A 13,976-nucleotide genomic window follows, 5' to 3' on the forward strand; every position below is an offset into this window, starting at 1 on the left:
GAAGCGACACCACGAGGCTGGCGCGATCATGTTCAAATTAAAAGGCGTACTCTCGCTTCACTCCGACGACCGTGCTCTGGGCGGCGCCGATCGCATCGCATTGCTGGCCAAGATTGACGAAAACGGATCGATCACCGCTGCCGCCCGCGCCGTAGGAATGAGTTACAAGGGCGCATGGGACGCCATCGACGCCATGAACAATCTGGCGGATGAGCCCCTCGTAACACGCGTAACCGGTGGCAAGGGCGGCGGCGGCTCGCAACTCACCGAGCGTGGCAAGCGGTTGATCGAAGCCTTCGCTGCGCTGGAAGATGTGCATCGCCGCTTCTTCGAACAATTCGAAACGCTGGCCAATGAATCGGCCGCCGACATCAAGCTGATAAGGAGCCTTATGTTCCGAACCAGTGCGCGCAATCAGCTGGCCGGTCGTGTGGTGAACATCCACAAGGGTGCCGTCAACGACACCGTTGAACTTGCATTGCCCGGTGGTGAACATGTCGTGGCCACCTTGACCTGCGAAAGCACGCAGGATCTCGGACTTGAGATCGGCAGCGAAGCGATTGCGCTCATCAAATCGTCGTCGGTGTTGATCGCACTGCCGGATGACGGTATGCGCCTTTCCGCGCGCAATCAATTTCCGGGAACGGTCGTCCAGGTGACGATGGGCGCGGTGAATGCGGATGTACGTATTCGCCTGGACGGCGGCAGCGTCATGACGTCCATCGTGACGACCGAAAGCGTGTCGGCCTTGGGCTTGGCCGAAGGTGTGGCGGTGGTAGCCGTGGTCAAGGCATCCAGCGTCATTCTGGGGACAGCCCGCTAGTCCGCGCTTTTGTACTGCCCTTCACAGGAAACCGTCATATACTCGACCTTATTACGCCTCGACCCGAGGCGCGGGGATAGGTCGGGCTTATGCTTCCCAAGGGCGGATGTGCATTCATCACGCAGCAGACCACATCGCGCGCCGCTGGTTTTCGTTGCGGCAACACCGCGATGACGCGCCGATGGTTGGCGCTGTTACTCGCCCTCCTCGCCTTCTCATCCATCAACGTCGCTGCGCAAACGGCGCCCGCCGATCAGCCGGTTGTGCGCGTCATTGCCGATGGCAAGGCACCTATAACGCTCGATCACACTGCATTGGCCGCGATGCCGCGGGTCAGCGTCACTGCATCTGCGCATCACGAAGCACCGAGTCGATGGCAAGGCGTGTCGCTGCAAAGCATCCTGCAAAAAGTGGACGCACCAAGCGGCGAGAAACTGCGCGGACATGCCATGACGACGATCGTGCGCGTCACCGCATCCGATCACTACCAGATTGTTTTCAGCCTCGCCGAACTCGATCCGATGCTCGGCAACGAACAAGCGATGCTGGCCGACACGCAAGACGGTCATCCGATTGCGAAGGACGGCCCTTACCGAATCGTTGTACCTGGGGACAAACGGCCGGCACGCTGGATACGCAGCGTGACGACGATCGAGGTAATCAACACCGCAGCACCCTCACCCTGATTCCTTTCCATAACCACGCAGATGGTGATTGCGTTTCGCCACGCCATCACGGGAGAACTCCACATGCTGAAGAAATGGATAGTTGCGAGTCTGGCTGTTGCGTTGATGATTGCCAGCATCACGGCACAGGCCGATACGGCAAGCCCTGCCGATCCGCAAGCCGCACAACCGGCTCCTGCTGCGCCATCCACTCCTGCCGCGTGCTCAAGCACGCAAGAGTTCTTCGCTACCGATTGCCCACTGACCTGGCACGGCATCACGCTGTACGGCGCGTATGACGTCGGCTTCGGCTGGGTCAGCCATGGCATGCCGACCAACGGGCATAACTATGAAGGCGAATCGTTGGTCAATCGCAACGGCAATCGGTCTCGATATCTGATCGAACCGAACAACCTGCAGCAGACGGGTGTCGGCATCCGCGCGAAAGAAAAAATTGTCGAAGGCTGGACGGTGGTGTTCAACGCATCGACCGGTTTCAACCCACAGTCTTTCGAGATGGCCAATTTGGCGGCCACCAATACCGTCAATAACGGCCGTGCGCGGCAGAATTATTCGTTTGCCGGAGATGGCGCACGTGCGGGCCAAGCGTTCAACGACGAAATCTATGGTGGTATCTCGTCGACGGATTTCGGCACGCTTACGTTCGGTCGTCAGCGCGCGCTCGGCACCGATGTGATGCTCCAATACGATCCCGCCGGCGGTGCCTACGCCTTTTCGTTCATCGGCTATAACGGTTTGATGGCTGGCGGCGGCGACACGCAGGACACGCGTTGGGACAACGCCGTGAAATACCGCCTCACCTATGGCCCGTTCCACGTCGGCGCGATGTACAAATTCACCGATGGTCAGGGCGGTTGCTACTCAGCATCGTCCACCTGGACGGCTGCCACGTGTACACAGGAAGGCACGCACAACCAAGCTTATGGATTGGACGTCGGTGGAACGTACAACAAATTCTCCGCCGACTTTGTCTACCAGCATGTCGACCAGGCGATCAGCGTCGTCAACCCGCTGCTGGGGCCGGAGAGTCTGACGCAACCGTATCAATCGACGCTCAATAGCATCAATACCAACCCCATTACCGGCGCCAACGTGATCTCGCCGGCCAACACCGAATACGGCATCGTGACCAACAACAGCGCCATCATGGGCACAGCCAAATATACGTGGGACGCGTTCAAGTTCTTTGTCGGCTACGAACATATCCGCCAGATGAATCCCAACAACCCCTTGGGCGTTGGCGCCACCGCGCAGGGCGGTTATCGCCTGAGCGGTGTCGAAGACAACAATCTCGATTCGCCCAAGATCGTGCAGGTCTGGTGGACAGGCGTGAAATACGCGCTCGGCAGCAAGACCGACATCACGGTGTCTTACTATCACGAGCTGCAGAACGACTTCCGTATTCCGACGACCTGCTCAGTCGCCGCCGGATTCCGCAGCTCCTGTGGCGGCACGCTCAACGAAGTGTCGCTCTATGTAGATCATCACTTCACCAAGCGTTTCGACGCGTATGCGGGTGTTGCGTATTCCGACGTGAGCGGCGGCCTTGCCATCGCCATTCCGCACGGTCCCGGCGTTCCCTACTACCACGACAACAATCTTGCGCCGACCATTGGTGCCCGCTTCATCTTCTGAGCGGTTTGCGGGCGATCGCATCGAGAGTGCACCGACAAAGTAGCCGTCCACACATTGCAGGCAATCATGAAACGCCGCTGAGGAAAGTACGTGCGTAGCTTCCTCGGCGACATGTCTGCGCTTATGATCGGGCGATCATCCTCGAGGAGCCAATCATGCGTGCCATCCTGGTCATCATCGGAATCGTGCTGTTGGGCGCAGGGCTTTGGGTTGTGTTCGGTCACGGCAGCTATACGCAAACCGATACCGTCTTTCAGCTGGGTTCGGCGAAGCTCACCGCGACCCACGACAAAGTCATTCCCGAATGGCTGGGCATTGCAGGCATCGTGGTAGGTGGCTTGCTGACACTCGGCGGCCTGCTCTCGAAGCGCTGATTTTCTCCCTCTCCCCTATGGGGAGAGGGCTGAGGTGAGGGGCCAATGTTGTGCTGCCCGCCATTTGAAGCGAGCTTTTGCTCTCAACGCTTCTCGCAATGAAAGCGCGCGCTGTAGAAACATTTTCGCAAGCCCGAGCCCCTCACCCCGCCCCTCTCCCCATCGGGGAGAGGGAGGAATGCGTAGCCGCACAGCGGCTACAATGCCGCAGATGGATGTCTCGCACCTGATCGACTCACTCAACGACGCGCAACGCGAAGCGGTCTGCGCGCCACCCGGCCACTACCTGATTCTTGCGGGCGCAGGCTCCGGCAAGACACGCGTATTGACCCATCGCATCGGCTGGCTCAATCAGGTCGAGCATGTGCCGCCGTGGGCGATTCTTGCCGTGACCTTCACAAACAAGGCCGCGGGCGAAATGCGCGCGCGCATCGAGCACCTCATTCCCGGCGGTACACAAGGACTGACGGTCGGCACCTTCCACGGCATCGCGCATCGTCTGCTACGCAGGCATTGGCGTGAAGCCGGATTGCCAGAAAGTTTCCAGATTCTCGATGCCGACGATCAGCAACGGCTGGTCAAGCGCGTCATCGCCGGACTCGGCCTGGACGAAGCACGCTTCCCGCCGCGTCAGGCCGCATGGCAGATCAACAGCTGGAAAGACGAAGGCAAGCGCGCGGAGAACATCGAGCACGGACAACATCCCGTCACGCGCACATTGGTGCAAATCTATCAGGCGTATGAAGACGCATGCCGTCGTGCAGGCCTGGTCGATTTCGCCGAACTGCTGCTGCGCGCACACGAATTGTGGTTGAAACAGCCGGCCATTCTTGAGCATTACCAGCAACGCTGGCGCTATCTATTGATCGACGAATTCCAGGACACCAATTCGTTGCAATACGCGTGGATTCGCGTGCTCGCCGGTCAAACCGGCCAGGTCTTCGTCGTGGGCGACGACGATCAGGCAATTTACGGCTGGCGTGGTGCGAAGGTCGAGAACGTGCAGCAATTCCTGCGCGATTTCCCTGGCGCGCGAACGATCAAGCTCGAACAGAATTACCGTTCTACGTCGAACATTCTCAAAGCCGCCAACAGCGTGATCGAACGCAATGGCAGCCGTCTTGGCAAACAGTTGTGGACGGCCGGCGAGGAAGGCGATCGCATTGCCGTTTACGCCGCGTATAACGAGCAGGACGAAGCACGATTCGTCATCGAGCGCATTCGCGAATACATCGCCGAACACGGCAACGCGAAAGACTGCGCCATTCTCTATCGTTCCAACGCGCAATCGCGCAACTTCGAAGAGCAGTTGATCCAGCACGATGTTCCGTATCGCGTGTATGGCGGCCTGCGCTTCTTCGAGCGCGCCGAAATCAAGGATGCGCTTGCTTACCTGCGCCTCACCGCGAATCGTCACGACGATGCGGCGTTCGAGCGCGCCGTGAATACGCCGCCACGCGGCATCGGCGATCGTACGCTGGATGTGTTGCGCCGGCGTGCGCGGCAGGACAGCACGTCAATGTGGGAGGCTGCGCTTGTCGAACTTTCCAGCAGCACGGAATTAGCAGGGCGCGCGAAGAATGCGGTGAAAAGCTTCCTCGCCATGATTGACGAGATGGCGCGCACTTTTGCCCCCTCTCCCCTCCGGGGAGAGGGCTGGGGTGAGGGGACAACCTCGCCGGAACTCCTCGCTTCGAACAGCCCCTCACCCAACCCTCTCCCCGAAGGGGAGAGGGCTAGTGCGGCATTGCCACTGGCCGAACAGATCGACCACGCCATCGTGCAATCGGGTCTGCGCGATTTTTATGAAAAAGACAGCCGCGGCAATGCCGAATCGCGCGTAGAGAACCTGGACGAACTGGTCAACGTCGCGTCCCGCTTCGAATTGACACCCGATGACATCGAAGCAGGTCTGAGCGAACTCTCCGCATTTCTTTCGCACGCAGCACTTGAAGCCGGCGAAGGCCAGGGCGACTCGTGGGATGACTGCGTGCAGTTGATGACACTGCACTCGGCGAAAGGCCTCGAGTTTCCGCTGGTTTTCCTGGTTGGCGTGGAAGAAGGCTTGTTCCCGAGCCAGCGTTCCGTCGAAGACGAAGGCCGACTGGAAGAAGAACGCCGCCTCGCCTACGTCGGTATCACGCGTGCACGCGAACGTCTCGTCATAACGCACGCCGAATCGCGCCGCATGCACGGCACAGAAATGCTGGCGCGCCCTTCCCGCTTCCTGAGCGAAGTGCCGCCGTCGCTGATCGACGAAGTACGGCCGCGCGTGCAGGTCAGTCGCCCGCTCTACGCCGGCCGCTTTGCCGAACCGGCGCCGTCGCTGAAAGAAGATTTACCGGTGAGACTTGGACAACGCGTCAGCCATCCCAAGTTCGGCGAAGGTGTCGTGGTCAGTGCCGAAGGCAGCGGCGCGCATACGCGCTTGCAAGTGAACTTCGAAGGCGAAGGCAGCAAGTGGCTGGTTGCCGCTTACGCGAACCTCACGCCGCTTTGAGGAGAGTGCGCCGATGAGCGAACAAGATCTCCGCGACAGCCGTCGCCAGCTCAGCTTTTTTCATGGCCAGCTCGAAGACTTGTACAAGCGTCTGCCGTGGGGTCATCGCTTGGTCGATGGCCTTTCGATGGCGGCGCAGGCCTTGGCTGCGGGCAGTCTCGGTTACAGCGTCGGCTTGCTGCTACACACGGAGCAAGCCTTCTGGGGCGCGCTGACGGCGATCTCCGTCACGCAACAAACGTACATGGATACACGCAAATCGTCGCTCGATCAGGTGATTGGCGCGGGCATCGGCGGGACGGTCGCGCTGATCGGCTCCTATGTGGCGAAGGACAATTACACCGCCTATGCCATCACCATGGCGGTGGCGATCATGCTGTGCTGGTGCTTCAAAGTGGGCAGCTCCGGTAAGTTGAGTGCAACGACGGTCACCATCGTCATGCTCGTCCCGCATGCAGGTCCGTTCTGGACCGTGGCACTTACTCGACTGGGTGAAGTCACCATCGGTATTGCGAGCGCGCTGCTGGTCACGCGGCTCGCACATTGGCTGGAAGATCACTGGCTGGGCGATCCCAACGCAGATTCTTGAATCCATCTCGCAGTTAAACGCAGGCTCTTGCTGTGAAACCTGCGCCGGATAGGCCGGTCCATTTTGATCGACGCCACACGTATCGATCACGCCATGAACGCCGCAGCAGAAAAACAACAACCGTGTCTGCACCACGATATCTGCGTACACATCTTTACCGCATCGGCTGCAATGGTCGGCGTGTGCCTTACGGTGATCGGCATCATCCGCGTCGTGATTTCGCTGCGTCGGCCGGACATCTTTGGCGATGATCTGCTGGCCATCAACGCCATGCTCTATCTCGCTGCCTGCCTGGTGTCGTACTGGGCGTTGCGCACACGTAACCTGCGGCGAAATCACCGGCTGGAACGTGGCGCGGATGTGTTGTTTCTTGTCGCGTTGACGCTGACGGCGGTGAATGCGGCGTTTATTGCGTGGGCCGTTTCCGTGCATTGAGGGGCTTACCCCTCCCCAACCCTCCCCTACTTCGCAGGGGAGGGAGTTTGATGCGCGCTGCATTACACCTCCCTCGAATGGGAGCCGCGTTGCCCCTCCCCCTGCGAAGTAGGGGGAGGTTGGGAGGGGGTCGCACGCACTAGCCGTATCGCCAGGTTGTTTGACCCCACCCCAACCCTCCCCTGCTCGCAGGGGAGGGAGCAGCGAATGACCAAGTTCCTGCCGTTCGAAAAAATTTACGCGTTCTATACGCGGGGCGCCGATTTCGCTACCCGCTTCTTATACCCCGGTCTCCACAATGCGCAGCTGTGTGGCACCGAGGCTTTTATGGACGCTATCTATCTCATTTTCGGTTTTGTGCTGGCTGCGGCCACGCTGGGCTTTCTGTTGCTCTGCGACCGCCTGGGGCCACGAAGCTAACCGCGCGCGGCGCTGCCGCGAGTCTCTAACGGAGCGAATCCCATGAACTTTTTCTACGGACTGGCCGCCGTCATCGCGGTGGCTTTGACGGTTTATTTGTGCGTGGCGCTGTTGAAACCGGAGTGGTTCGAATGACTGCCAATGATTTCATCCAGATCGGTATCTTTCTGGTCGTCCTTTTGTTGCTCGTCAAACCGATGGGCCGCTACATGGCGCATGTGTACGCCGACGAACCCAATCGCGTCACGCGTCTGGGCGGTGGCGTGGAGCGCTTCATTTATCGCCTCTGCGGCATCAAAGCAAATGAAGACATGGGGTGGAAGCAGTACGCCATCGCCATGCTCGTCTTCAATGTGTGCGGCATGGTTGCGGTCTATGTTTTCCAGCGTGTGCAGCAGTGGCTGCCGCTGAATCCGCAGCACTTTCCGGCACTCTCGCCGGATCTGTCGATCAATACCGCCATCAGCTTCGTCACCAACACCAACTGGCAGGCCTACTCCGGCGAGTCGACGATGAGCTATCTCACGCAGATGGCCGCGTTGGCAGTGCAGAATTTCCTGTCTGCAGCGACGGGCATCGCGGTGCTGATCGCCGTGGTGCGTGGTTTTGCGCGCAAGACGACGAAGGGCATCGGCAACTTCTGGGTCGATCTGACGCGTACCACGCTTTATGTGCTGATGCCGCTGTCGTTCCTGCTGGCGATGCTGCTGGTCTCGCAGGGCGTCATCCAGAACTTGAAGCCGTATGTGGACGTGCCAGTGGTGCAGACCAGCTCGTACGCCCAACCGGTGACCGACTCGGCTGGCAATCCGGTCAAGGATGCTTCCGGTAATCCGGAAACCAAACCTGCACAAACCACCACGCAAACCCTTCCGATGGGTCCGGCTGCATCGCAGATTGCGATCAAGATGCTGGGTACCAACGGCGGTGGTTTCTTCGGTGCCAACTCGGCACATCCGTACGAAAACCCGACACCGTTCTCCAATTTCCTGGAAATGCTGGCGATCTTCCTGATCCCGGGCGCACTCTGCATCACCTTCGGTCAGATGGTGAGCGACCGTCGGCAGGGTTGGGCGATTCTCGCCACGATGCTGGTGATCTTCATTCCGCTTGTCATTGGCGTAACGGCTGCCGAACAGAGTGGCAATCCGATACTGCATTCGCTGTCGATCGATCAGCACGCATCGGCCTTGCAATCCGGCGGCAATATGGAAGGCAAGGAAACGCGTTTTGGCATCGTCGCGAGCAGTCTGTTTACGGCCATCACCACGGCTGCTTCCTGCGGCGCGGTGAATAACATGCACGACTCGCTCACGCCGCTCGGTGGTTTGGTTCCGATGTGGTTGATGCAGTTGGGCGAAGTGATCTTCGGCGGCGTGGGTTCGGGTCTTTACGGCATGTTGGCCTTTGCGGTGGTCGCCGTATTCATTGCAGGACTGATGGTAGGCCGCACGCCGGAATACCTGGGTAAGAAGATCGAAGCCTACGAGATGAAGATGGCGAGCCTCGCCGTGCTGATTCCCTGCGCGCTCGTCGTGATCTGCACTGCTATCGCCGTGATGATGCCAACCGCGACCGCCACCGTGGGCAACCCGGGCGCGCACGGTTTCAGCGAAATTCTCTACACGGTGACGTCGGCTACCAACAACAACGGCAGCGCGTTCGGTGGGCTCTCCGCGAACATTCCCTTCTGGAACGTCATGCTGAGCGTATGCATGTTCTTCGCACGCTACACGCTGGCGATCGCGATGCTTGCACTGGCGGGCTCCGTCGCCGCGAAAAAGCATGTACCCGAATCGGCCGGCACGCTGCCTACGCACACGCCACTCTTTGTCACGCTATTGGCCAGTGTGGTGATCATCGTCGGCGCACTTACCTTTTTGCCCGCGCTCGCGCTCGGTCCCATCGCCGAATATCTGATGTCGGCGCACTGATCCCTCCGGGCTGATTGAATAGGAATTCTGATTCCATGACTTCGCATACACACGCCGTTAGCAGCTTCGATCGCACGTTGATCTGGAGAGCCGTTGCGGATGCGTTCCGCAAACTTTCGCCGCGGTTGCAGTTCCGCAATCCGGTCATGTTCGTGGTGTTCGTCTGCAGTGTTCTCACCACCTTGTTATGGGTGCAGGCACTTGCCGGTCACGGTGAGGCGCCGACCGCCTTCATCTTCTGGGTTAGCATCTGGTTGTGGTTCACGCTGTTGTTCGCCAACTTCGCCGAAGCATTGGCCGAAGGCCGAGGCAAGGCGCAAGCCGCCGCACTGCGCAGTTCGCGCAAGGACGTGATCGCCAAGAAATTGGCCGAACCCAAGCGCGATGCTCCCATTGTGTTCACGCCATCGAGCGAATTGCGCACCGGCCACTACGTGCTGGTGGATGCGAACGAGCAGATTCCCGGCGACGGCGAAGTGGTCGCCGGCGCAGCGAGCGTCGATGAAAGCGCGATCACGGGCGAATCCGCACCCGTCATTCGTGAAGCCGGTGGCGATCGCAGTGCAGTAACTGGCGGTACGCGCGTACTGTCGGACTGGCTTGTCGTGAAGATCACCAAGAACCCGGGCGAAAGCTTCCTCGATCGCATGATTGCGATGGTGGAAGGCGCGTCGCGCCGCAAGACGCCGAACGAAATCGCGCTGACCATTTTGCTGGCGAAGTTCACGCTGATCTTCCTGCTGGCCTGCGCCACGCTGCTGCCCTACTCCATCTACAGCGTGCAGGTGGCAGGTAAAGGCAATCCGATCACGTTGACCGTGTTGATCGCGCTGCTGGTCTGCCTGATTCCCACCACGATTGGTGCGCTCCTGTCGGCGATCGGCATTGCCGGTATGGATCGCATGATCCGCGCCAACGTCATCGCGACATCCGGCCGTGCCGTGGAAGCGGCGGGCGACGTCGATGTGTTGCTGCTGGACAAGACCGGCACGATCACGCTCGGCAATCGTCAAGCTGTCGCGTTTCATCCGGCCCCGGGCGTCGAAGAGCGCAGCCTCGCCGATACGGCACAGCTTGCGTCGCTCGCCGACGAAACGCCGGAAGGCCGCAGCGTCGTAGTGCTGGCGAAGGAGCGCTTCAATCTGCGCGAGCGCGAGCTGGAATCGCTGCACGCCGAGTTCGTTCCGTTCACCGCGCAGACGCGCATGAGCGGCGTAAACATGGGCGAGCGCCGCATTCGCAAGGGCGCGCTGGATGCTGTGGAACGCTATCTGGAAAGTCTCAACAGTCATCTTCCGCCGCCTGTGAAGCGCATGGCCGAAGACATCGCACGCCGCGGCGCGACGCCGCTGATCGTCACCGAAGGCGACCGCGCACTTGGTGTGATCGAACTGAAAGACATCGTGAAGGGTGGCATCAAGGAACGCTTTGCCGAATTGCGCCGCATGGGCATCAAGACGGTGATGGTGACGGGCGACAACCCGCTCACCGCCGCAGCGATTGCCGCCGAAGCCGGTGTCGACGACTTCCTCGCAGAAGCGACGCCCGAAGCAAAGCTCAAGCTGATCCGCTCCATGCAATCGCAAAGCCGCCTGGTCGCGATGTGCGGTGACGGCACCAACGACGCCCCCGCTCTCGCACAAGCCGACGTGGCTGTGGCGATGAACACCGGCACCCAGGCGGCGAAAGAAGCCGGCAACATGGTGGATCTGGATTCCAATCCGACCAAGCTGATCGAAGTGGTGGAGATTGGCAAACAGATGCTGATTACGCGCGGCTCGCTGACCACGTTCTCGATCTCCAACGACGTGGCCAAGTACTTCGCGATTATTCCAGCCGCGTTTGCCACCACCTATCCGGCCTTGAACACGCTGAATGTGATGAAGCTGGCGACACCGCAGAGCGCCATCCTTTCGGCGGTGATCTTCAACGCACTGATCATCATTTTCCTGATTCCGCTGGCATTGAAAGGCGTGAAGTACCGCGCGCTCGGTGCCGGTGCACTGCTGCGCCGCAATCTATTGGTCTATGGCCTGGGCGGCATCGTGGTGCCGTTCATTGGCATCAAGTTGATCGACATGCTGTTGGTTCTGTTTGGACTCGCCTGAGGAGGCGTTGTTATGCAAACCGTGAAACTGTCCGTTTCGTTACCCGATGCTGACCATCCGCAGATGGAATTACGTGTCACGTCAAATGATTCCGATTGCGATGTGGTGATAGAACTGCCGGTACGCGGGCAGCCAAGGGGAGCCGCGACAGCCACCGATGCGCCACTGACGGCAGAAGACGAATACGTGCTTGGCGGTTACGCCGGCATCTGACAAAAAAATCGGCGTCGCTACGGGGCGATGCCGTCCCAGTAGTGACTCGTTTGAGAGGAAGTTATGTACGTCAAGAAGGCTCTTGTCACCTCCATCCTGCTAGCCGCCGCGCCGTTGTCGCAGCAAGTGTTGGCGCAATCGACCAACGTCAGCGTGATGCCGGCCGGTCCTGCTCCGACGGCGCTCGCCCAAGCGGGCAGCAGCGATTGCAGCCATGGTTTCTTCACGCGCTTTGCCGATGCCTATCGCGAAGATGCGCAACCATCTTCCTCGAGTTCGCCTGCACCTGCGCGCCGCGCGATGGATGCGCCGTTCGATTCGCCGCCCTTCCCCAATTCGGAGTGGCAGATGGGTGGCGTACCCGCGCCGATCGGCGTGCCGGATACCAATTCCACCTATCCGTTGGAAAAGGCACTGGCTTGCACCAAGGTCGGTAATTGGATGCAGCGCAATCGCATCGAAGTTTTCGGTTGGGTGACACCGGCGGCCAATGCGAGTACGTCCAACTTTTCGAACTTCCCCGTGTCCTACAACACGCGCCCCAATCGCGTTGAGTTGGACCAACTCGTTACCAACATCACGCGTGTCGAAGACACGGTGCAGACCGATCACATCGATTGGGGTTTCGACATTTCCAATCTATACGGCTACGACTATCACTACACCGTGACCAAGGGCATCTTCAGCAATCAGCTGCTGAACAATCCCGCGCCGGGCCAGCCGAGCAACGGCAAGATTTACGGCGACGATCCGATGCTTTTCTACGGCGATATCTACATTCCGTGGGTTGCGGAAGGCATGGTCATTCGCGTCGGTCGCTGGTTGTCGCTGCCGGATATCGAAGCACAGTTCTCACCGCAGAACTATCTGGTGACTCACTCGATTCTGTACACGGTCGATCCGTACACGCAGACCGGCGTGATGACAACGACCAAGCTAAGCAGCCAGTGGACATTCCAGATCGGGATCAATGCCAGCAATGACACGGCGCCGTGGAATTCATCCGCTCGCCCGTCGCTGCAAACCTGCGTGCGCTGGGTATCGGCCGATAACAACGACATGCTTTACCCCTGCATCAACAACTGGAACAAGTCCGACTACAACTACAACAACGTGCAGATGTACGTCACGACGTGGGGCCATCGTTTCAGTCAGCGCTTCCATATGCTGACCGAGGCCTACCGCATGTATGGCCGCGCCATTCCGGGCTATGGCCCCGGTGGCACGCCGGGTGTTGCCGGCTCGTCGCCGGTGCCGGGCGAAGCGGGCGAATTCGGCGTCGTGAACTATCTGAACTTCGAATTGAACACCAACAACATGCTGTCGTTCCGCAACGAGTTCTACAACGACGAAAAAGGTCAGCGCACGGGTTTCGCCACGCGCTACAGCAGTCATACGATCGGCATTACACACTGGGTTTCGCAGGATCTGGAGATTCAGCCGGAACTGCGTTACGACCATTCGTATGACGAGAACGCATACAACGGCGGCCGGAAAGACTATCAAGTCCTTGCCGTGCTCGACGCGATCATTCACTACTGAGGTAACCGCCATGGGTCGGTTGATTCGCAATGCACTAACCATGTTGGTGGTGATGACCGTCATCACCGGCCTGATCTATCCGATGGTCGCCACCGGTGTGGCGCAGGTGCTGTTTCCGCACCAAGCCAACGGCAGCCTGATCGAACGCGACGGCAAGCCGATCGGTTCCGAACTGATCGGCCAGTATTTCGACGACCCCAAGTATTTCTGGGGCCGTCCGTCGGCCACGACACCGCAGCCGAATAACGGCACCGCGTCAAACGGCTCGAATCAGGGACCGACCAACACCGCGCTGCGCGATGCCGTGCAGCAACGCATCGATGCGCTGCGCAAGGTCGATCCGGGTAATACGGCGCCGGTACCGGCAGATCTGGTTACCGCATCGGGCAGCGGCCTTGATCCTGAAATCAGCCCCGCGGCTGCGCAATATCAAGTAGCACGCGTTGCGCGTGTGCGGCACTTGAGCGAGCAGCAAGTGCAGACGTTGGTGGCGCAGTTCACGCAAGGCCGCCAGCTGGGCTTGCTTGGCGAACTACGCGTCAATGTCCTGCAACTGAATCTCGCGCTGGACAGCCAGCAGGTGCATTGACATGGCATTTCCGACGATGTCACAACGCCAGGGACGGCGACTTTCCTCTGCAGCGATTCCGGCGCAAGCCGGAGTCCAGTGTGCCGACGTGATTTGCACAAAGCTCCCGCTGCATCGCTACTGGATTC

At 59.6% G+C, this 13,976-nt stretch carries 14 protein-coding genes; all 14 read left to right on the forward strand.

Features of this window, described 5'->3' with window-relative positions; translation table 11 throughout:
• Window positions 1-28 precede the first annotated feature (28 nt).
• The 14 genes from EKH79_RS17640 (at window position 29) to kdpC (ending at window position 13,848) form a co-directional block, all read left to right on the forward strand.
• On the forward strand, window positions 29-823 hold the full coding sequence (locus EKH79_RS17640) for a TOBE domain-containing protein (protein ID WP_126675168.1): 795 nt from the start codon (window positions 29-31) through the stop codon (window positions 821-823).
• Between the two features lie 89 nt (window positions 824-912).
• Window positions 913-1,509, forward strand: coding sequence for a molybdopterin-dependent oxidoreductase (locus EKH79_RS17645; protein WP_126675169.1), 597 nt, complete (start codon window positions 913-915; stop codon window positions 1,507-1,509).
• A gap of 63 nt (window positions 1,510-1,572) precedes the next feature.
• Window positions 1,573-3,144, forward strand: coding sequence for a porin (locus tag EKH79_RS17650; protein ID WP_158621283.1), 1,572 nt, complete (start codon window positions 1,573-1,575; stop codon window positions 3,142-3,144).
• Between the two features lie 155 nt (window positions 3,145-3,299).
• On the forward strand, window positions 3,300-3,518 hold the full coding sequence (locus tag EKH79_RS17655) for a hypothetical protein (RefSeq protein WP_126675171.1): 219 nt from the start codon (window positions 3,300-3,302) through the stop codon (window positions 3,516-3,518).
• A 211-nt stretch (window positions 3,519-3,729) separates the two neighbouring features.
• Window positions 3,730-6,018 (forward strand): DNA helicase II, encoded by a 2,289-nt coding sequence (locus tag EKH79_RS17660; protein WP_126675357.1) that lies wholly within the window; start codon window positions 3,730-3,732, stop codon window positions 6,016-6,018.
• A gap of 13 nt (window positions 6,019-6,031) precedes the next feature.
• Window positions 6,032-6,607 (forward strand): FUSC family protein, encoded by a 576-nt coding sequence (locus EKH79_RS17665; protein WP_126675172.1) that lies wholly within the window; start codon window positions 6,032-6,034, stop codon window positions 6,605-6,607.
• Window positions 6,608-6,700: 93 nt separating this feature from the next.
• The gene (locus EKH79_RS17670) at window positions 6,701-7,042 is read left to right on the forward strand and encodes a hypothetical protein (protein ID WP_126675173.1); all 342 of its coding nucleotides are present in this window, start codon (window positions 6,701-6,703) and stop codon (window positions 7,040-7,042) included.
• 207 nt (window positions 7,043-7,249) lie between these two features.
• The gene (locus tag EKH79_RS17675; protein WP_126675174.1) at window positions 7,250-7,462 is read left to right on the forward strand and encodes a hypothetical protein; all 213 of its coding nucleotides are present in this window, start codon (window positions 7,250-7,252) and stop codon (window positions 7,460-7,462) included.
• Window positions 7,463-7,504: 42 nt separating this feature from the next.
• Window positions 7,505-7,597 (forward strand): K(+)-transporting ATPase subunit F, encoded by a 93-nt coding sequence (kdpF, locus tag EKH79_RS17680; protein WP_115496368.1) that lies wholly within the window; start codon window positions 7,505-7,507, stop codon window positions 7,595-7,597.
• Complete coding sequence (gene kdpA, locus EKH79_RS17685; protein WP_126675175.1) at window positions 7,594-9,396, forward strand: potassium-transporting ATPase subunit KdpA; 1,803 nt, start codon at window positions 7,594-7,596, stop codon at window positions 9,394-9,396. Before kdpF ends, kdpA begins: the two co-directional genes overlap by 4 nt.
• 35 nt (window positions 9,397-9,431) lie before the next feature.
• Window positions 9,432-11,504: a potassium-transporting ATPase subunit KdpB gene (gene kdpB / locus EKH79_RS17690; RefSeq protein WP_126675176.1), complete on the forward strand. Its 2,073-nt coding sequence runs from the start codon at window positions 9,432-9,434 to the stop codon at window positions 11,502-11,504.
• Window positions 11,505-11,516: 12 nt separating this feature from the next.
• On the forward strand, window positions 11,517-11,717 hold the full coding sequence (locus EKH79_RS17695) for a hypothetical protein (RefSeq protein WP_126675177.1): 201 nt from the start codon (window positions 11,517-11,519) through the stop codon (window positions 11,715-11,717).
• A 63-nt stretch (window positions 11,718-11,780) separates the two neighbouring features.
• Window positions 11,781-13,259 (forward strand): outer membrane beta-barrel protein, encoded by a 1,479-nt coding sequence (locus tag EKH79_RS17700; protein WP_126675178.1) that lies wholly within the window; start codon window positions 11,781-11,783, stop codon window positions 13,257-13,259.
• 10 nt (window positions 13,260-13,269) lie between these two features.
• Window positions 13,270-13,848: a potassium-transporting ATPase subunit KdpC gene (gene kdpC, locus EKH79_RS17705; protein ID WP_126675179.1), complete on the forward strand. Its 579-nt coding sequence runs from the start codon at window positions 13,270-13,272 to the stop codon at window positions 13,846-13,848.
• The last annotated feature ends 128 nt before the right edge of the window (window positions 13,849-13,976 follow it).

This window comes from Dyella dinghuensis (assembly GCF_003977615.1).
GTDB lineage: Bacteria > Pseudomonadota > Gammaproteobacteria > Xanthomonadales > Rhodanobacteraceae > Dyella_B > Dyella_B dinghuensis.